12 protein-coding genes and 1 tRNA gene are annotated in these 20,052 nt (G+C 69.4%); 10 read left to right on the top strand and 3 right to left on the bottom strand.

Annotation, left to right across the window (positions count from 1 at the left end; translation table 11 throughout):
- Positions 1 to 22: 22 nt before the first annotated feature.
- The 9 genes from brxC to brxL all read left to right on the top strand — a co-directional run bounded on the left by brxC (position 23) and on the right by brxL (position 15,270).
- Complete coding sequence (gene brxC, locus ML01_RS05745; RefSeq protein ID WP_058554449.1) at positions 23 to 3,667, top strand: BREX system P-loop protein BrxC; 3,645 nt, start codon at positions 23 to 25, stop codon at positions 3,665 to 3,667.
- A gap of 5 nt (positions 3,668 to 3,672) precedes the next feature.
- Entirely contained in the window at positions 3,673 to 5,919 is a 2,247-nt protein-coding gene (locus ML01_RS30095; protein WP_216819114.1) for an Eco57I restriction-modification methylase domain-containing protein, read from the top strand.
- 9 nt (positions 5,920 to 5,928) lie between these two features.
- Complete coding sequence (locus ML01_RS05755) at positions 5,929 to 6,417, top strand: hypothetical protein (protein ID WP_058554450.1); 489 nt, start codon at positions 5,929 to 5,931, stop codon at positions 6,415 to 6,417.
- Between the two features lie 136 nt (positions 6,418 to 6,553).
- Complete coding sequence (locus ML01_RS05760; RefSeq protein WP_058554451.1) at positions 6,554 to 7,840, top strand: RNA-binding domain-containing protein; 1,287 nt, start codon at positions 6,554 to 6,556, stop codon at positions 7,838 to 7,840.
- Positions 7,837 to 9,741 carry a hypothetical protein gene (locus ML01_RS05765; protein WP_058554452.1) on the top strand — a complete coding sequence of 635 codons (1,905 nt, stop codon included), beginning with the start codon at positions 7,837 to 7,839 and terminating at the stop codon, positions 9,739 to 9,741. The genes ML01_RS05760 and ML01_RS05765 overlap by 4 nt, the downstream gene beginning before the upstream one ends.
- A gap of 86 nt (positions 9,742 to 9,827) precedes the next feature.
- Positions 9,828 to 10,121 (top strand): hypothetical protein, encoded by a 294-nt coding sequence (locus ML01_RS05770; RefSeq protein WP_058554453.1) that lies wholly within the window; start codon positions 9,828 to 9,830, stop codon positions 10,119 to 10,121.
- On the top strand, positions 10,114 to 10,530 hold the full coding sequence (locus ML01_RS05775; RefSeq protein ID WP_058554454.1) for a PIN domain-containing protein: 417 nt from the start codon (positions 10,114 to 10,116) through the stop codon (positions 10,528 to 10,530). Before ML01_RS05770 ends, ML01_RS05775 begins: the two co-directional genes overlap by 8 nt.
- A 15-nt stretch (positions 10,531 to 10,545) precedes the next feature.
- Entirely contained in the window at positions 10,546 to 13,101 is a 2,556-nt protein-coding gene (locus ML01_RS05780) for a PglZ domain-containing protein (protein ID WP_058554455.1), read from the top strand.
- Positions 13,102 to 13,107: 6 nt separating this feature from the next.
- On the top strand, positions 13,108 to 15,270 hold the full coding sequence (gene brxL / locus ML01_RS05785; protein WP_058554456.1) for a BREX system Lon protease-like protein BrxL: 2,163 nt from the start codon (positions 13,108 to 13,110) through the stop codon (positions 15,268 to 15,270).
- Positions 15,271 to 15,371: 101 nt separating this feature from the next.
- Here the strand turns inward: brxL and ML01_RS05790 are convergent.
- Positions 15,372 to 15,446, bottom strand: a tRNA-Val gene (locus tag ML01_RS05790).
- A gap of 189 nt (positions 15,447 to 15,635) precedes the next feature.
- Here ML01_RS05790 and ML01_RS05795 point away from each other — a divergent pair.
- Positions 15,636 to 17,870, top strand: coding sequence for an ATP-dependent RecD-like DNA helicase (locus ML01_RS05795; RefSeq protein ID WP_058554457.1), 2,235 nt, complete (start codon positions 15,636 to 15,638; stop codon positions 17,868 to 17,870).
- 199 nt (positions 17,871 to 18,069) lie between these two features.
- On the opposite strand, the gene ML01_RS05800 is transcribed toward ML01_RS05795, so the two are convergent.
- Positions 18,070 to 18,645 carry a transposase gene (locus tag ML01_RS05800; protein ID WP_058554458.1) on the bottom strand — a complete coding sequence of 192 codons (576 nt, stop codon included), beginning with the start codon at positions 18,643 to 18,645 and terminating at the stop codon, positions 18,070 to 18,072.
- A gap of 777 nt (positions 18,646 to 19,422) precedes the next feature.
- Positions 19,423 to 19,983 carry a Uma2 family endonuclease gene (locus ML01_RS05805; protein WP_058554459.1) on the bottom strand — a complete coding sequence of 187 codons (561 nt, stop codon included), beginning with the start codon at positions 19,981 to 19,983 and terminating at the stop codon, positions 19,423 to 19,425.
- Between the last annotated feature and the right edge of the window lie 69 nt (positions 19,984 to 20,052).

Consider the following 20,052-nt stretch of genomic DNA (forward strand, 5'->3'; position numbering starts at 1 on the left):
TCCCGGATGGCCAGGAGAGCCCATGCACATTCGCGAGCTGTTCGACCCGAGCAAGGACATCTACCGGACCATCGAGAAGGTCATCAGCTACGGTGCCGCGCAGGAGGACAGGCTGCGGGCGGAGGTGGCCGAGTACATCGTCACCGAGAGCATCGACGAGCAGCTTGAGGCCCTGCTGCGCAAGATGCAGGCGGCCATGGAGGCCGGCGGCGTCACCGAGATCGGCGTCTGGGTGTCCGGCTTCTACGGCTCCGGCAAGAGCTCCTTCACGAAATATCTCGGCCTCGCCTTCGATGACGGCATCGAGATCGACGGCAAGCGCTTTCTCGAGTATCTGCGCGACCGGCTGCTCCGGCCGGACACCAAGGCGCTGCTGATTACCGTCAGCAAGCGCTTTCCCGCCGCGGTCGTCCTGCTGGATCTCGCCACGGAGCAGGTCGCCGGAGCGACCTTGGAGGTCGTCTCTACGGTCCTCTACTACAAGGTTCTGCAGTTCGCCGGCTATTCCCGCAATCTCAAAGTCGCCGCCTTCGAGCGCAAGCTGCGCAAGGACGGGCGCTTGGACGAATTCGTCACTCTGTTCCAGCAGGAAACCGGCGAGCCCTGGTGCAACTACCAGAACGACGAGCTGGTGGTGGACAGCCTGCTGCCCGACCTCGCCCACCGGCTCTACCCGGAGCTGTTCCGCAGCCCGCATGCGTTCAGCGCCGCAAGCCACGACAGTATCTATCTGATGAAGGACCGGGTTGCGGAGATCCTGGACATCGTCCGCGAGTACACCGGCAAGGACTACGTGCTGTTCGTCATCGACGAGGTGGGCCAGTATGTCGGCAGCAACCAGAACAAGATCCTCGACCTGCAAGGACTGGCGGAGAACCTCAAGAACCTCGCCGCCGGCCGCGCCTGGCTGATCGGCACCGCCCAGCAGACCCTCACCGACGACAACCCGAGCGCAGCCCTCAACAGCCCGGAGCTGTTCAAGGTCAAGGACCGCTTCCCGATCCGCGTGAATCTCGAGTCCGGCGACATCAAGGAGATCTGCTGCCGCCGTCTGCTCGGCAAATCGGCCCGAGCCGCCGAGACCTTGGGCGCCCTGTTCGACGCGCACGGCCAGGCCCTGCGGCACAACACCAGGCTCGAGGACGCCAAGTTCTACGATGCGGACTTCGACCGCCGCACCTTCACCGACCTTTATCCCTTCCTGCCCGCGCATTTCGACATCCTGCTGCACCTGCTCGGGGCGCTTGCCAAGTCCACCGGCGGTATCGGCCTGCGCTCCGCCATCCGCGTCATCCAGGACATCCTCATCGAAGGCACCGATGCGGAGCCCCCGCTGGCGGACTGCCCGGTCGGCCGGCTCGCTACCTGCGTGACCTTGTTCGACGCGCTGCACAAGGACGTCGAGCGCGCGGTGCCGTCCGTGTACCAGGGTATCGGCAAGGTGCGTATCCAGTATCCGGACTCCTCGCTGCACCAGGGCATCGCCAAGACCGTCGCCGTGCTGCAGGTGCTCGGCAACCTGCCCGTGACCCGGCACAACGTCGCGAGCCTGATGCACCCCGAGATTGCGGCGCCGAGCCGCGCAGACGCCGTCGCGGCGGCCATCGACGACCTGCTCGGCCACCCGCGGGTGCCGCTCGGCGAGCAGGACGGGGGCTTGAGCTTCTTCAGCGAGAAGCTCAACGACATCGAGCAGCAGCGCGCCGAGCTGCCGCTGCGGTCGCCGCAACTGCGGGGCATCCTGCACGAGGCCCTGCGCAACCTGTTCAGCCCGCTGCCCTCGGCACGACTGCACGACTCGCTTGCGGTCACCGCCGGACTCAAGGTTCAGGCCGGCGCGCAAACCGCGGGCCTGGCCGGCGAGCGGGAGCCGATTCAGATCATCGCCGAGCTGGTGCCCGCCGCGGACTACGCCACCGCCCGCACCCGCCTGCTGGATGAATCGCGGCACAAGACCGCGGAGCGCAGCATCTTTCTGCTCGGCCGCGGCACCGATGCGCATGACCGCCTCATTGCCGAGGTCTACCGCAGCCGGAGCATCGTCGAGCTGCACCGCAACGACCCCGATCAGGAGGTCAAGGACTACTGCGCAAGCCAGGCCGACCGCGCCGCCCGGCTGCTGAGCGAGCTGCAACGGGGCCTTCAGGACAGCCTGACCAAGGGCTCGCTGCTGTTCCGCGGCCAGGCCACCGCAGTGGACAGCCTGGCGCCGGAGCTGCTTGCCGCCGCCAAACAGCAGCTCGCCAGTGCGGCCGGGCAGGTGTTCGATCGCTATCCCGAGGCCCCGGAGCGGGTGGACACCGCGGTGGCGGAGCGCTTCCTGCGCACGGGCAACCTGATGGGCATCACCAGTCAGCTCGATCCGCTCGGCCTGGTGCAGGTGGGCAGCGGCGGCCCGAGCATCCGCACCGACCACAAGGCCATGGTCAGCATCCGCGACCACATCGACCGCACCGGCACCGTGGAGGGCAAGCGGCTGCTGGACCACTTTGCCGCCGCCCCCTTCGGCTGGTCGCCGGACACCACCCGCTACCTCCTTGCCGCCTTGCTCGTCGCCGGCGAGATCAAGCTCAAGGTCGCCGGCCGCGAGATCACCGCCAACGGCCAGCAGGCCGTCGACGCGCTCAAGACCAACGCCAGCTTCAAGGCCGTGGGCGTGGCGCTGCGCTGCGACCGGATCGCCAACGAGGTGCTGGTGCGCGCCGCCGAGCGGCTGACCGAGCTGGTGGGCGACCTCGTCGTGCCGCTGGAGCCCGACGTCTGCAAGGCCGCCGCCAAGCACCTGCCGCAGCTCCAGCACCGCATCGCCCCCCTGGCAGAGCGGCTCACCGGCCTGGCCCTGCCGGGCGCCGACCGGGTGCGCGCCCTCAACCAGCAGATTGCCGACCTGTTGTTCACCGATGCCTCGGATGCCCCGCAGCTCCTCGGCGCGCCGGATTCGGAGCTGTTCGAGGCCCTGCAATGGGCGCGCGCGGCGCACCTGGCCCTGGAGCAGGGGCTGGCCGCCACCGTCGCGGACCTGAACCGCCACCGCGACGTCATTGCCGCCCAGCCGAGCTCGGGCATCCCCGGCCGGCTGCGCGAGGACAGCGCCGATGACCTGGAGCTGCTCACCGACCGCCTCGGCCGCCCGGACTTCCATGCCCATGCGGCCGATCTCGCCACCGTGCTGAGCGGGCTCCAGGCGCGGGTGGCCACCGCCGTACAGGACATGGCCGCGGCCCAGACCGAGAAGCTTCGGACGGCCGAAGGCGAGCTGGCACGCCTGCCGGAGTGGACGGAGCTGACGCGCGCAGAGCAGGACAACGCGCTCCGGCAGGTGGCGGCGCTGGCGGTGACCGCGGAACCGGACCTGGACGGCCTCGGCCGGCTGCGCAACAGCGACTTCGATATCAACGCAACGCTCGACGATTTGAAGACGCGCATTCGCGCCGACGGCAGCCGGCGGCGCGCCGAGCGGGAGCGGGCGCCTGCTCAGCCTGGCGGTGACAGCGACAGCGCCGCCGCCGGCTCGCCCAACGGCACGGTCCAGCTCCCGCTCAAGGTCACCAGCCGGGACGAGCTGCAGCGGCTCATCGCCCGGCTCCAGGACATCCTGCACGGCCTCCCGCAGGACGACGCCCTGGACATCCGGTTCGCGCTCGGCGACGACGCGCCGCACGACTGAGCCCCATGCCCTTCGACCAACCGACACGCAACCGGCTGCAGGCCTTCGTCGCCGCGGCCAGAACCCTGCTCACGGCCGATTTCACCCGCCGCTTGCAGCAGGACTACGGTTTGGACCCCGCGTCCGGCACGGTCACGGACCTCGACCGCCTGGGCCATCTCGATGATGCCCGCCTCGCCACCGCCCGGCTGCTGCGGGAAATCCTCGCGCACTACCTCGCCAACCATGCCGGCGGCAACGGCAACGCGCGGCAACAGGTGCTGCAGCGCATCGCCCGCGAGCAGGCCTTCACCGCGCTGAACCGCCTCGCGGCACTGCGCATGCTCGAAACGCGCGGGCTGCTGCGCGAAAGCGTCGGTCACTGCAACGACGCCGTCGGCTTCCAGTCCCAAGGCTTCCAGCTCTACCAGCGCCTCGCCGGCCATGCGCTCGGCGAGACCGGCGATGCCTTCCGCGTGTTTCTGCTGAGCCTGTTCGACGAGCTGGCGCTGGACCTGGGCGTGCTCTTCGACCCCGACGCCCCGCAGGGCCGACTGCTGCCGGGCGAGGCGACGCTGCTCAAGCTGCTCACGCTGATCAACGACACGGAGATCGAGCCCCTCTGGGCCGAGGACGAGACCATCGGCTGGATCTACCAGTACTTCAATGCGCCGGAAGAGCGCCGCGAGATGCGCGACTCCGGCCGCTCCGGCCCCCGCAACAGTCGCGAGCTGGCCGTGCGCAACCAATTCTTCACGCCGCGCTACGTGGTCGAATTCCTCGTGGACAACAGCCTCGGCCGCCTCTGGCTGGAGCAGACCGGCGGCCGCACGGCGCTGCGCGAGCGCTGCCGGCTGCTGGCACTGCGCCCGGACGAAGACCTGCCCGCACCGGACGGGTCCGTCCGCGACCCGCGCGACATCCGGCTGCTGGACCCCGCTTGCGGCTCCATGCACTTCGGGCTCTACGCCTTCGACCTATTCGAGATCATCTACCGCGAGGCCTGGGACCTGCCCGGCATCGGCGACGCGCTGGCGCGCGCCTATGGCTGGTCCGACACGGCGGAGCACGTGCCGGTGCCCGAGTCCGTGCAACTGCGCCGGCAGCCGACGGTGCGCAGCTTCAAGCTCGCCGCAGACCTGCCCGTCGCCGAGGCCGTCGTGGTCCTGGCCCGCTACGGCCCGGACGCCATCGCCGGCCGCCCGCTCATCTACCACCGCAGTGAGGCCGACGCGCTGCGTGCGACCAATCCGGACACACTCAGCCTCAGCGTGCCGTTGGCGGACTTCGACTACGCCGCCGCGTTGCGCGAGCGCTGGTTCAGCCCCGACACCGGCGCGATGTTCCTGGACCTGGCCGGCTGCTTCGACTACGCAACCCGGGCCCCGCTCAGCCGCGACGAGGCCCGCGAGCGCTTCGAGTGCGACATCCCCCGCCTGATCATCGAGCACAACCTCCACGGCGTGGACATCGATCCCCGCGCCGCGCAGATCGCCGCCCTCGCGCTCTGGCTGCGCGCCCAGCGCGCCTGGCACGCGGCCGGCGTGCCCGCCGCCGACCGCCCGCTCATCCACCGCGGCCATGTCGTCGCCGCCGTGGCACCGCCGGCGGCGCCGGAGCAGCGCCAAGCCTTCGCCGCCGGCCTCATGGACCTGGACGCCGACCTCTTCGACGCCACCCTCAAGCTCCTGGAGCACCTGCCGGAGCTCGGCGTGCTGCAGCGCCTGGAGCAGGCGCTGCCGGCGCTGGTGCAAGAAATCTACGGCCAGCACGGCCCGATGTTCGCGGCCGCCGACATGGCCCAATGGGACAAGGCCGAGCAGCGCCTGCGCGCCGCCTTGGAGCGCTGGCTCCACGCGCTCGGCACCAGCTATCGCGGCCGGCTCTTCGCCCAAGATGCGCTGGCCGGGCTCAGGCTGCTGGACCTCACCCGCGAGCGCTTCGACATCGTGGTCATGAACCCGCCCTTCGGCGCGCTCAGCGTCAACGTCAAGGCCCAGCTCGGCCGCGCCTACCCCCGCAGCAAGCACGACCTGCTCGCCATTTTCGTCGAGCGCGGCCTGGAGCTGCTCCGCCCCGGCGGCAGACTCGGCGCCATCACCTCGCGCACGGGCTTTTTCCTGTCCAGCTACCGCCGCTGGCGCGAGGAGATCGTGCTCGGCATCGCCGCGCCCGAGGTCATGGCCGACCTCGGCCACGGTGTGATGGACGATGCGATGGTGGAGGCGGCGGCCTATGTGTTAAGGAAGCGCGATGACGCGCGAGCACAATAGCCGGCGAACATGAGCCAGAACCTGACCAAACCCCCATTGCAACCGGTGGACGCACTGATCGTGAGTGTCATCGGCGACTACTGCGAGCTGGACCTCGGGGAGTATGGGCGGGGCCGTCTGCGGCAGTCGGACAGCAGGGCTCGGAATGAGCGCGCCCCCCTGGAAGGGCTCGCCCCTTACGCGAAGGGCCGGCGCCTGCGGGTGATCCTTCACGCCCGACACCGCGAAACCGCGACGAATCCCTACTGGTTCGTCACCGAGCGCTGGGCCGATGACAATCCCTGGCCGAATCTGGAAGCCGGTCTCGCCCGTGGCGTCATGGACGATGCGATGGCGGCGGCCTATGTCCTGCGCAAACGCGAGTCCGAGTCCTTGGGGGCTCGGTGCCGCGGGCCGTATCATCTGGGGAGACTAAGAGACGCCGATTATTGGCCGTCCATGGCCAAAATCGGCACGGGTTCGCAGGACGTGATCCCGCGAGCCCTTCATTTTCAGTAGGTTAAGGCCGCTGAAAATGGCGGGGCATCCTGCCCCGCGGGAAACGCCGAGTACTTCGGCGTTTCCCTAAGCGGGCATCTTGGCGTGGTAAAGCAGCCCAACCGCAGCACCGGAACAGCAACAGTGACCGACCGCAATGACCAAGGCTGAGCTTCTCGAGCTGATCAAGCAGGGCGAGAGCTCCGGCGTCGAATTCAAGCGCGACGACGTGCGCCCGGAACAGCTCGCCCGGGAGGTTGTCGCGCTGGCGAATCTGCACGGCGGCGTGATCCTGCTCGGGGTCGAGGACGACGGCAGCATCAGCGGCATTCGGCGTGAGGGTCTCGAGGAATGGGTCATGGACACGGTGCTCGGGCGCTACGTGCACCCGATGATCCTGCCCTTCTACGAGACCATCCCCATCGATGACGGCCGGCGTGTCGCCGTCGTCACACTCACCGCGGGCACCGCCAAGCCCTACGTCGTGCGCTGGCAGGACCGCGAGGAGGTCTTCATCCGCGTCGGCAGCACCACCCGCAAGGCGACTCGCGAGCAGCAGGCACGGCTCTTCGCGCTGGGCGGCATGCTGCATCCCGAGGGGCTTCCGGTCTCCGGCTCCAGCCTCGACGATCTCGACCTCGACCGGCTGCGCGACTACCTGGAGCGCGTGCTGCAAGACCCGGACGTGCCGGACGCCGCCGACGGCTGGACCCGCCGTCTGCTCGGGCTCGGTTTCATGGCCGCGCGCGACGGCGGCCCGCCCGTCTGCACCATCGCCGGCGTCGTGCTGTTCGCCCGCCGGCCGCGGCGCCTGCTGTCGCAAGCCGGCGTGCGCTGGATGGCCTTCCCGGGCAGCGCCATGGACTACGCGGCCAGCGACGACGCCGTGCTGGACGAGCCCCTGGTGGCCCAATGGCGCAGCAAGGGCGGCGCCGTGAGTTTGGAGCGGGGCGGTCTCGCGGAGACCATGCTCGAGCGCATGCGCCCCTTCGTGTCAACGGAGCAAGGCGATCTCGCCGACGGACTGCGTCGCGAGCGCCGTTGGCACTATCCCCCCGCTGCGCTGCGCGAAGTGCTCATCAACGCCCTGGCGCATCGGGACTGGACCCGTGCCGGGGATGTGGAGGTCGTCGCCTACGCCGACCGCCTGGAGGTGAAGAGCCCCGGTGCGCTGCCGAACGGCATGACCGTGGACAAGATGCTGGCCGGCCAGCGCTCGCCGCGCAACCCCCGCATCGTGGACGTGCTGCGGGACTTTGGCTACGTGGACGCCCGTGGCATGGGCGTGCGCGGCAAGGTGGTGCCGCTGCTGCGGCGCGAGAACGGCGTGGACCCGGAGTTCGAGGCCACCGACGATTACCTGCTGGTGCGGTTCTGGCGCAGTGCGGCGGCCCGCGAGCGCGCCGGCTTGGGCGAGCAGGGCATGAAAGGCGTGGTGCCATGACGCTGTTTCTGCGGCTGTTGGAGGCGGAGGACAAGGCCGTGGCGCTGGCGGAGGCGGTGGGCGCGGTGCGTGCCGGTGACGCGGACGGGCGGGTGTTCGCGTTGGATCCGGCGGAGTTTGGGCAGGTGCCGGGGGCGCCCTTCGCGTATTGGATTACTGATACCGGCCGGCGGGCCTTCTCCTGTTTTCCTTGTCTGGAGAACGCGCGACGGTCTGCGGCCGGAGGGATGAAATCTGGCGAAGATACGAGATTTCTCCGTCTGTCTTGGGAGCCCATTGCAAGTGGGCGTTATCGACCGTTCGCAAAGGGCGGGGCGTTTGCGGCCTACTACTCAGATGTGTATTTGGCCGTGGATTGGCTCAACGACGGAGCACAGAGCGTCGCCTTTTACCAACAGAACCGCGATGTCAAAGGAGGTCTTATTCGCAATCGTGAGTACTATTTCCGCCCCGGCCTCACCTGGCCGCGTCGCACATCGAGCGGGCTCGGCATGCGGGTGCTGCCCGCGGGCTGCATCTTCGCGGATAAGGGGCCGGCCGCGTTCGTCGCAGACGACGACCCTCAATCGCTGCTCGCGCTGCTGGCGATCACCGTCTCGGCACCCTTCCGGCAACTTGTAGAGCTCCAGCTTGCAGCCGCCGACGCTGCAGCCCGTTCTTACGAAGTCGGCGTCATCCAGCGCACCCCGGTCCCCGACCTGTCGCCCGACGACACCCGCCGCCTCGCCGCGCTCGCCCGCCGCGGCTGGTCGCTGAAGCGCACGCTGGACACGGTCAACGAGACCTCCCATGCCTTCCTGCTGCCGGCGGCGCTGCGCCCGCGGCTCGGGGACTTCGACCCGCCCGCCATCGCCGCGGAGCTGGAGCGCATTCAAGCGCAGATCGACATCATCGCGTTCGGCCTCTACGGTTTTGGTTCGGCGGACCAGGCTGGCGTGGCGGGCGTGGACACGGCTGCCGGTGACGCCGCCGCGAGCGACCCGGACGACGAGGACGACGCGGACGCCGGCGCCGCCACCGACCCCGCGGCAGCGGAGGCGGACCTGCTGAGCTGGGCGATGGGTGTCGCCTTCGGCCGCTTCGACTGGCGCCTCGCGACCGGCGAGCGGGCGCCGCCGCCGGAACCCGAGCCCTTCGACCCGTTGCCGGCGCTAAGCCCCGGCATGCTGCCGGACCCATCGGCACCGGACCCATCGGAACCGGGCGCCGAGCCCTTCCACGCCCACGCCGGCATCCTGGTGGACGACCGGGGCCATCACCACGACCTGCCGGCCCTGATCGAGTCCGTGCTCGCGCGGGTGGACGCCCCGCTGTCGCTCGCCACGGACGTGCGCCGGTGGCTGCGCCGCGACGCCTTCAAGGAGCACCTGCGCCGTTATTCCAGGAGCCGGCGCAAGGCGCCCATCTACTGGCCGCTGGCCACCGCCTCCGGCAGTTACACGCTCTGGCTCTACTGGCCCACGCTGACGGACCAGACCCTGTACCGGGCCGTGAACGATTTTATCGAGCCCAAACTGAAGCGCACCGGCGAGACGCTGCGCACGCTGCGCGCCGACACCGCCCGCGGCGGCGCCGACGAGCGCGAGCTGGCGCGCCTGACTGACCTGGAGGCGGAGCTGATGGACCTGCGAGCGGCCCTGCTCGACATCGCCCCCGGCTGGAAGCCGCATCACGACGACGGCGTGCAGATCAGCGCCGCGCCGCTCTGGCCCCTGTTCCGCCACGGCCCCTGGCAGCGCGTGCTGAAGGATACCTGGCAGCAGCTCCAGCGCGGCGACGACGACTGGGCGCGGCTCGCCATGCACTACTGGCCCGAGCGCGTGCGCGCAAAGTGCCGCAGCGACCGCTCGCTGGCCATTGCGCATGGGGTGGAGGCGCTGGACGAGCCTGCTGCGCGTTAGGGTGCCGGCCTTGGCTGCGCGGCTTGCGTTGGTCGCGCCACTTGGCTAGGTTCCGGAGCTGGTTCAGGCAACCCGATGAGCCTTCGATGCAAACACTGACGATCGACTATGACATCGACAGCAGCCGCGACCTCGTCGTGAAGCTACCCGCGAGCGTTGCGCCCGGCCGGCATCGCATCGAGATCGTCATCGATCCGCAACGGCCCAAGGAGTCGGCTCCGGCGGCTGCGGGCGGCGTCGAGACGCCGGACCGCGCAGCGCGCTGGCGCGAGCTGCTTGCGTTGCGCGAACAGGCCATCGCCGCGGGCATGCCGCTGCTGGACTGGGACGGGATCGATGCCGAGGTAAGAGAGCGGCGGGGCGACCTCGCGGATGACTGAGGTCTTAACGTACATCGACGCAAATGTCCTCATTGCCGCGTTCCACGCCGACAACGCCATCAGCGCTGCCGCCATGGCCGTGTTGCGCGCTCCCGCGCGGCGGCTGCTCGTCGGCGATGCCCTTTGGCTGGAGACGGTGCCGAAGGCGCGCTTTCATCGACGTGATGCTGAAGTCGCCTTCTATGAAGGCGTCTTCGCGCTTGCGCATGAGCACATCTCCTGGTCGCCGGCCATCATCGAGCGGGCTCGTGAGCTGGCCTCGCGTTACGGTTTGGCAGCCATGGATGCGGTGCATGTTGCGTCGGCACTGGTGGGTGGTGCGGACGAGCTGGTGACCGGCGAGCGCTGGGACAAACCGATGTTGCGCGTTCGCGAATTATCCGTGCAGTCGATTCGCCTGCGCGGTTGAGCTGGGGCAGAAGCGATGTCCATCGCCAATTTCGTCCAGCAGGAGGTCCTGCGCCCGCGCCTGGAGCGCCATCACGTGCTGGTGGTCTACGACCCGGCGCGGCGCTGGCGCGAGGTCTGCCTCGGGCTCGCGAGCGATGCCGTGCAGGTGGTGGACGCCGGCGCGGGCAGCATCTTGGCGCGGGAAGCCGCCATGGCCTGCTGCGTGCGGCTCGGCCGGCCGGGCAACCCGGTGCAGGGGCTCCTGGTGTACGTGCCGGCGGCGCGGCCGGCGACGGACGAGGCGCGGCAGCGCGACCCGTTTTCCATCTACGAGGCCGCCGGCGCGGTGTTTCCGGACGGCGACGGCGACAGCTATCTGGATCTTTGCCTCAAGGCCAAGCCGGATCACAAGACCGCGCTCAGGCGGGTCTTCGCGGATGATCCCGAGCCCGGCTTCGCGATCGTCGATGCCGTGGGCGGCGGCGTCGGCTGGCCGCGGCTGCGCGGGCTGCTTGAGGTCGAGTCGAGCCGTGACGTGCTGATGGCCCTGCTGGCGCCGAACGATGCCCAGGAGGCGGCACTCAAGCAGGACGATACCTGGGTGGCGGAGGCCAAGGAGCTGTTCCTGTCCGCGCTCGGGCTCAAGCTCAAGACCCGCGCCAAGCACTGGTCCACGATTGCCGCGGAGTTGTGGCGCTTCCTGCTGTTCAGCGAGTTTGTGCTCGATCTGCCCGGTGCGTCGGCGGCTGCGGAGGCCGACCCGCATGGCCTGCCGGCGGCGCTGGCGGAGGTGCCCAGGGCGCCGGCGGCGGCCCGGCCGTTGGTGGAGGATCTGTGTGCGCGCCTGCGCGGCAACGAGCGCACGCGCCAGCTCTACATGGACCGCGCCGAGGTGGTCGAGGGCCCGGAAGGTCTGAATCTCCGCGCGCTCTGCGCCGATATGCCGGACCCGGGGGTGCGCGACACCTTCGAGTTTGAGGAGCGGACCTTCCTGCGCCAAGCCGTGGCCGCGCTGGCGGCGGACGAGCCGGACCGGGTGCGCGCCATCGTCCAGCGTCAGGCGGGCTCCGTCTGGGCCGGGCGGGGCGAGCAGCAGGCGCACTGGGGGCTGGTGGCCGCGGCGCTGCAGCTCACGGAGACCTGCGACGACTGCGAGCGCGAGCTGCCGGCGCACACCCGCTCCATGGCGGCGCTCATCGACTTCTATGTCACGCGGCTGCGCGAGGTGGATCGCTGCCAGCGGGAGCTGGAGCAGGCGGCGGGCGATGTGCTGGACCTGGACGGCAGCATGGATGCCCTGATCGAGCAGGCGCGCCGGCGTTACCGCAAGCTCGCCGAGCAACTGCAGTCGGTCTTCACCAAGCATCTGGAAACCGAGGGCTGGCCGCCGGCCGGCCGCCTGGCGAACGCCGATGTGTTCGATCGCTGCGTCGCGCCGGCGCTCGGCCAAAGCGGGCGGCGGGTGGCGCTGTTTCTGGTGGATGCGCTGCGCTATGAGCTGGGTGTCGCGCTGCAACGGCAGCTTGCGGAGGACGAGCCGGTGGAGCTGCTGGCGGCCGCGGCGCAGCTACCGACCATCACGTCGGTCGGCATGGCGAGCCTGTTGCCGGGCGCCGGGTCGCGGCTGCGCCTCGCCCGCGTCGATAACGCCCCCGTGCCGATGCTCGGCGACACGCCCGTCGGAAACCTGGCGCAGCGCCTGGACGTGCTGCGCAAGCGCTTCGGCGACCGCTTCGAGGCGGTGAAGTTGACGGAATTCGCGCGCGGCAAGGCGAAGCTGCCGGCGCACATCGACCTGCTGGTGCTGCGCAGCGTCGAGATCGACCATCACCTGGAGAGCGACGCCGAGAACACGCTGAAGCTCATCCACGACACGCTGAAGCGCATCCGCGTTGCGCTGCATCGGCTGCGGCAGGCGGGCTTTCATGAGGCGGTGATCGCGGCCGATCATGGCTTTTTCCTGAATGCGCAGGCCGGGCCTGGCGATGTCTGCGCCAAGCCGCCGGGGGACTGGGTCAGCGTGCATGAGCGCTGCCTGCTCGGCGCCGGCCGGGGCGACGCGAGCCACGTGCTGCTCAGCGCGGATAAGGCGGGCATCCGCGGGGACTTTCCGCAGCTCGCGGTGCCGCGCAGCCTGGCGCCGTATCGGGCGGGGCTGTTGTACTTCCACGGCGGCGCCTCCTTGCAGGAGGCATTGGTGCCGGTGCTGACCCTCAAGCTCACGCCCGTGGCACCGCCGCCGGCGCAAGCGGCCGTGAAGCTCCGCTACAGGCGCGGTGCCAAGCGCATTACGACGCGGTTGCCGGTGGTGGAGGTGCTGGTGGAGGCGAAAGACCTGTTCGCGGCCGTGGCGGATTTCGAGATCCTGCTGGAGGCGCACGACGGGCAGGGCAACGTGGTGGGCGAGGCCAAGGCCGGTGGACCGGTGAATCCGGCCACGGGTACCCTGGTCTTGCAGCCGGGGCAGAGCCAACAGGTGACCATCCGCATGCAGTTGGAGTTCGAGGGCGGGTTCCGGCTGAAGGCGCTGAACCCGACGACGCTCGAAACCTACGACGAGCTGGCGCTGGAGACCGATTACTCGGTGTAACGCTGCATGAGCAAGCCGACCGAAGCCGCGGAGGCGCAGGATGCGCTGGACCGCAAGCTGAACGAGGTCTTCGCGGGCAAGGTCGTTCGCAAGGATCTGCTGCACCGCATCAAGAAGGGCACCAATGTGCCCACCTTCGTGCTGGAGTTCCTGCTCGCGCGCTACTGCGCCAGCGACGAGCCCGCGGAGATCGCCGCCGGCATGGAGGCCGTGCTGGCGACGCTGCAAGAGAACTACGTCCGCCCGGATGAAGCCAACGCCGCGCAGTCCCGCGTCGCCACCCGGGGCAAGCACCGCTTCATCGACAAGGTGCACGTGCGCTACATCGAGAAGGAGAAGCGCCACTGGGCGGCGCTGGAGAACTTCGCCTCCCAGCGCATCGCCATCGGCGAGCGGTTCTATCGCGACAACGAGCGGCTGCTGGAAGGCGGCATCTGGGCGGAGGTGGTGGTCGCCCACAACGACGTGGACGCCGACAACTATGCCTTCTACGTGGAGGACCTGAGCCCGATTCAGCTCAGCCGTTTCAACTTCGAGCGCTATGGCGAGGGTCGCGCCGCGTTCACTCGGGACGAGTGGCTGGATGTTGTCCTGCGCTCCGTCGGCTTGGAGCCGACGCGGCTCGACCGGCGGCGCAAGCTGCATTTCATCGCGCGCCTGGCGCCGCTGGTGGAGGCCAACTTCAATTTCATCGAGCTTGGCCCGCGCGGCACCGGCAAGTCCTACTTCTTCAGCGAGTTCTCACCCTATTCGACCCTGATCAGCGGCGGCCAGGCCACCAAGGCGGTGCTGTTCTACAACAACGCCCGCAGCAAGATCGGCCTGGTGGGCTTCTGGGATACGGTGGCCTTCGACGAGGTGGGCGGCATCAAGGTCAAGGATCCGGACACCATCCAGATCTTGAAGGACTATATGGCCAATGGCCGCTTTTCGCGCGGCGTCGAGGTCATCGCCGATGCCAGCATGGCCTTTGTCGGCAACATCGACCAGTCGATACAGCAGATTGTCAACTCCACGGAGTACGACCTGTTTCTGCCGCTGCCGCCGCAGTTCGACTTGGCGGTGATGGACCGCTTCGCGTGCTATCTGCCGGGCTGGGAGATGCCGAAGACGGCCAGCGCCTATCTCACCAACCGCTACGGCCTGATCACCGATTATCTCGCGGAGGCCTTCCACTACCAGCTCAAGCACACCAACCGTTACGAGGAGGTCAGCCAGCGCATCCGGCTCGGCGGCAACGTCGAGGGCCGCGATGAGAAGGGCATCAAGAAGACCGTCAGCGCCTTGCTGAAGATCCTCCACCCGGTGGCGCCGCCGAGCGAGCAGGAGCTCGACGAGTATGTCGCCTACGCCGTGGAAGGCCGCCGGCGCATCAAGGAGCAGATGAACAAGCGCAAGCCGGATGACGAGTTTGCGCGCATCGATCTGACCTATTTCGACGCCGGCGGGAACGAGGTCAAGGTGTACTGCCCTGAGACCCGCAATGCGCCCGCGACGCTGGAGCCGATGCGGCGGCGTTTGCACGAAGCATCGGCGGACGCGGAGCCGGCATCCGAGTCTGCGCCGGCAGTCCCGCCGGCGGACGCGGTCGCAGCCGCCCATGCACCCGCTCCCAACCCCGAGGACGCCGTGCCGCCGCAGAGCGGCGAGGCATCTACTCCCACCCGGGGGCCGCTGCAGGAACAGCACTTCACCATCTACTACGGCGCCACCGGCTACACCTACGAGTCCATTTTGGGGCCGTATCTTGCCGGCGCCAACGCGGTCGAGATCGAAGACCCGTACATCCGCGCGCGCCACCAGATCGGGAACTTCGTGCGCTTCTGCGAAGCGGCGGTGAAGCAGCCCGGGCTGCGCCGAATCACGCTGACGACGAGCTATGACGAGCACACCGATGTGAAGGCCCTGCACGAGGCAATGGAAGCTCTGAAGCAGAGCCTGCTGGAGCTGGACGTGGTGCTGGACGTGCGCATCAACGAGCATCTGCACGACCGCGAGATCCGCCTGGATAACGGCTGGTGCATCAAGATCGGCCGCGGGCTGGACTTCTACCAGAAGCCGGACGGCCGACACGTGATCGGCGCGACCGATTTCAGCCTGCGGCCGTGTCTGGAAACCAAGGTGGACATCTATCGGCGGGGGTCCGACAAGGGTCACCCGGCGTCGTGACGCCTGTCCATGCGGCAGCGTGGCTCGGGCCCGATATGGGCCCCGGATGGGCCCGCACAAAAAAGCCGGCCCGATGCCGGCTTTTAAGTGCTTGATTAGACTGGTGGGCGCGGCTGGGTTCGAACCAGCGACCCCTGCCGTGTGAAGACAGTGCTCTCCCACTGAGCTACGCGCCCGAAGCCGCGAAGAATAGCCCGTAGCGTGGGGATGGTCAACGCTCGGGACTGGCGCCGAACCTGGTGCCGAAACTGGCGCCGATCGAGCGCCGACGCGCTTGGGCGGCCAAGGTGGCGTCGCGGCGGCGGACAAGGCGCTATGCTGCGCAATCCAAGCCAAGACGCTGATTTGAGTCGGTACGCGCCACGATGCCCGCGCCTGCCCCCGATGCTGCCGGCCATGAGCCCGGCGCCACGCCGCTGGAGCGCCTCGCGGGCGCCGTGGAGCGCGTCACCTTCCACAGCCCGGAGAGCGGCTTTTGCGTGCTCCGGCTCAAGGTGCGCGGCGCGCGCGACCTGGTGACGCTGACCGGGCAGGCGGCGAGCGTGACGGCCGGGGAGTACGTGGAGGCGGACGGCTGGTGGGTGAACGATCGCAAGCACGGGCTCCAGTTCAAGGCGCGGCAGCTCACGGTGATCCCGCCGAGCACGCTGGACGGCATCGAGCGCTATCTCGGCTCCGGCATGGTCAAGGGCATTGGGCCGCATTTCGCGCGGACTCTGGTGCGCGCCTTCGGCGAGCGGGTGTTCGATGTCATCGAGGACAACCCGGAGCAGCTCTTGACGCTGCCCGGCATCGGCCCGAAGCGCCAGCGGCGAGTCACCGACGCCTGGGCGGAGCAGAAGGTGATCCGCGGGATCATGGTCTTTCTGCAGTCGCACGGCGTCGGCACCGCGCGGGCGGTGCGCATCTACAAGACCTACGGGGACGAGGCCGTCGAGCGGGTGCGCGAGAACCCGTACCGGCTCGCGCTGGACATCCACGGCATCGGCTTCAAGACCGCGGACCAGATCGCGCAGCGGCTCGGCATCCCGCTGGACTCACCCATGCGTGCCGGCGCCGGCGTGCGTCACGTGCTGCAGGAGATCGCCGGTGAGGGCCACTGCGCGGCCTTTCTGGACCTGCTAACGGCGAAGGCGGCGACGCTGCTCGGCATCCCGCCGCCCATCGTCACGCAGGCCATTGCAGCCGAGATCGCCGCGGAGAACCTGGTCGCCGAGACCATCGATGAGCGCCCGGCGGTGCTGCTCGCGAGCTTGCAGCGCGCCGAGGTGGGCATCGCCCGCGGCGTCGCGCGCCTGACCCGGGACCCAACTCCCTGGGGCTGTATCGACGCGGACAAGGCGCTCGGTTGGGTGGAGGGCCAGACCGGGCTCGCGCTGTCGGCGTCGCAGCGCGCGGCCATCGCCACCGCCATCAACGGCAAGCTCACCATCGTGACCGGCGGCCCCGGCGTCGGTAAGACCACGGTGGTCAAGGCCATCCTGCGCATCCTGCTGGCCAAGGGAGTGGATGTGCGGCTGTGCGCGCCCACCGGGCGTGCCGCCAAGCGCCTGGCGGAGCTGACCGGGCGGGAGGCCAAGACCATCCACCGGCTGCTGGAATTCGACCCGCAGGCGATGGCCTTCAAGCGCGACCAGTACAGCCCGCTCCCGACGGATTTGGTGGTCTGCGACGAGGTGTCCATGGTGGATACGGCGCTGCTGAACCAGCTCCTGCGCGCGGTGCCGACGGCGGCCGCGGTGCTCTTGGTCGGTGATGTGGACCAACTGCCGTCGGTCGGGCCGGGCGCGGTGCTCGCGGATCTGATCGGCTCCGGCCAGATCGCCACGGTGCGGCTGACGGAGGTGTTTCGGCAGGCGGCGGCGTCGCGCATCGTGGTCAATGCGCACCGGATCAATCAGGGCCAGCGCCCCGAGGTGCCCGCGGACGCGGCCGACAGCGACTTCTATCTCATCCGCTGCGAGACCCCGGAGCAGGTGCAGGAGCGCCTGCTGCGGGCGGTGTCGGAGCGCATCCCGGCGCGCTTCGGGCTGGACCCGATCCGCGACATCCAGGTGCTGACCCCGATGAACCGCGGCGGCCTCGGCGCGCGGGCGCTCAACGTGGCGCTGCAAGCGCTGCTGAACCCGAGCGCCCAGCCGCGCATTCAGCGCTTCGGCTGGACCTACGCGCCGGGGGACAAGGTGATCCAGCTCGTGAACAACTACGACAAGGAGGTCTTCAACGGCGACATCGGCCGCGTTGCCGCCATCGATACCGAAGAGGGGCTGCTGCAGCTCGACTTCGACGGTCGCCGGCTGGAGTACGAGCAGGGCGAGCTGGATGAGATCGCGCTCGCCTACGCCACCACGGTGCACAAGGCCCAGGGCTCCGAGTACCCCGCGGTGGTCATCCCGCTCGCGATGCAGCACTTCACGCTGCTGCAGCGCAACCTGCTCTACACCGCCGTGACCCGCGGCAAGCGCCTGGTGGTACTCATCGCCGAGCCCCGGGCGCTCAACATGGCGGTGCACCGCACCGGCGCCGGGCGGCTCACGCGGCTGCGCCAGCGGCTCTGCGAGGAGCAGGTGCCGGAGGGGCAGGGGCGGCTGGGGCTGTAGCGCTGCTCTGCCCCCGGGTACGCCGGCTTCAGCCGGCCCCCGGGTACGCCGGCTTCAGCCGGCCTCTGGGTACGCCGGCTTCAGCCGGCCTCTGGGTACGCCGGCTTCAGCCGGCCTCTGGGTACGCCGGCTTCAGCCGGCCTCTGGGTACGCCGGCTTCAGCCGGCTTGGCTTCAGCCGGCCGCTGGGTCCGCGGACCTCAGCCCACACCCCGCCGCCGCGCACTCCCGAACGGCCAATCCTCCGCCCGCGCCACCAACCCCGCCTTTACCGGATTGCGTTCGACATACCGCACCACTGCGGCCAAATGTCCATCGTCGCGAATGTAGCGGTCGTAGTAATCCCGCTCCCAGAACGCCCCGCTGCGCCCAATCAGCAGATTCGCGGCCCGTGCCGTCGGCCCCTTCCAGGACCGCACGACATCCGCCAGCGCGACAGCCGGCAGGGTCTCGATGACCACGTGCAGGTGGTTCGGCATCACCACCCAGGCCAACAGCCGGTAGTGCTCGCCGTCGCCGGCCAGCAGCGCGTCCTCGACCAGCGCGCCGATGTCGGCGCGGCGCAGCCAGCAGGCGCCGTGACCGGCGTCCAGCAGGTCCTCCAGACGCCGGCGGCGGGCGACGTCGTCGTGCTCGGTCTCGGCCATCAGCCGCAGCAGGGTGGCGCGGGGCATGGAGTCGCCGAGATGCGTGGTGACGGATTGCACCAGGCCCGGCGTATTCAGATGCGGGTGATAGCCACGGGAGTACCAGCCGGTGGGGGATGTGGTCGGCATCGGGCGGTGTGTCTTCGTGTTTTGTGTTGGCGGAGTGGAGATTGGGTTTGGGGGGGGCCGGCTGAAGCCGGCGTACCCGGGGGAAGAGCCGGCTTACCCGGGGGAAGAGCCGGCTGAAGCCGGCGTACCCAGGGGCGGGCCGGCTGAAGCCGGCGTACCCAGGGGCGGGCCGGCTGAAGCCGGCGTACCCAGGGGCGGGCCGGCTGAAGCCGGCGTACCCGAAAAGACCGGCGCACTCAGGGGCCGGCTGGAAGCCGGCTCCACCGAGGAGGGTTCGCCAGGCGGCGCGCTCGGCCGGGGCCAGTGGCCAGTCGCAATAGCGGAATCTCCGCAGCGAGTAGAGCAGCGGGTGCTCGGGCGCCATGCGCTGGAACGCATCGCCACTCTCGTCCGCATGGGCCACCGCGGTGCGGGCGCCTGCGACGGCCGCTAACGGCCATGGCGACCCGCGCCACCCCGGAGGATGAAAGGCGCTGCTCGCCATGGCCGTTTCCCTCACCCCGGCCCTCTCCCAGAGGGAGACTAAGGAGCGCGTTGCGCACGACTTTCATGGTAAAGCCGGCCCAGCGTGACCTCCAACTCGCTGAGGTTGCTGGCGCTGGCTGCGCCGTCCGGGCCGAGCCGCACAGCCCGAGCCCGGTGCAGCTTTCAACTCGCTGAGGTTGCTGGCGCTGGCTGCGCCTGTTTCCAGTCCTGCTGCCGGATCTGTTCGCCAGGCCCGCCCGCATCGGCTCCACCGCCTCGGTCAGGCGGCCGAGGGCGCGCAGTGGCCGGCTGTTAGGGCAGCAGGTCGGCGACGGCGACGGCCCGGTCGCCGGGGGCGTGCAGCGGGGCGATGTGCTCGGACGCGGCGAGCACGGAGCGGCTGGCGTAGGTCTCGCCGGCGGGGTCGCGGTGGACCTCCAGCGCACCGTCGACGAGGTTGAGAATCCAGTATTCCGGGATGCCGTTGCGGGCGTACAGGGCAAGCTTGCGGGTGCGGTCGAACGCAAGGGAGCTGTCGGCGACCTCGACGATGAGCGCGGCCGTTGCCGGGTGCGCGTCGCGGTAGTCGCGGGGGCTGCCGGTGACGACGGCGATGTCGGGCTCGGGCTCGGAGTAACCGTCGATGGCGAGGGGCAGTTGGGCGCGCACCTCGAAACCCTCGCCGAAGGCGATGCGCATAGCGTCTTCGGTGAGTCGGATGCCGGTTGCGTGCCGGCTTTCCTGTGGCGCCATGTCCAGAATCTCTCCGTCCACCAGCTCGACCCGAGACTCCGGGTGGAAGCCACCGGACTCGACGAGGCGCTCGTACTCCAGCCGAGTCCAAAGATGGGGCAGGTGCGCGGCGGCAGTCATCGTCAGCCTCTTGTCAGCGGATTGCGCAGCGGTTGCCGTTCTCGCCGGATTATAGCCGTTGCCGCACGC

It is taken from the genome of Thiohalocapsa sp. ML1 (assembly GCF_001469165.1).
GTDB lineage: Bacteria > Pseudomonadota > Gammaproteobacteria > Chromatiales > Chromatiaceae > Thiohalocapsa.